Source organism: Psychrobacter sp. 16-MNA-CIBAN-0192 (assembly GCF_040309565.1).
Lineage (GTDB): Bacteria > Pseudomonadota > Gammaproteobacteria > Pseudomonadales > Moraxellaceae > Psychrobacter.
Genome location: NZ_JBEOOX010000626.1, coordinates 1 through 243, shown reverse-complemented (window position 1 = coordinate 243; position 243 = coordinate 1). Strand labels below are relative to the sequence as shown.

At 46.9% G+C, this 243-nt stretch carries 1 pseudogene; it reads right to left on the bottom strand.

Annotation, left to right across the window (positions count from 1 at the left end):
• Positions 1-23: 23 nt before the first annotated feature.
• Positions 24-243, bottom strand: a pseudogene (locus tag AAEY78_RS14630) (hydroxymethylbilane synthase); the annotation flags it as partial.

Below are 243 nucleotides of genomic sequence, written 5' to 3'. Positions count from 1 at the left end.
GTTTAAGCACTAGCACTGAGGTATTATTCAGGATGATAAATCGCTGATAAGATAGCACCAGCACCATCAGCGAGCAGCAGATCGGCGACATCGATACCGAGCTGATTGGCTTGCGCTTCTTGCTCATCTTGTGTGCCGCTTAATGTTAATCGTTTTTCCGCTTTTAGCAGCTCACTACCATCAGTCTGCCCCACACGACCACGTAGCCACAATACATTGCCGTTATCATTGTTGCCATCATTA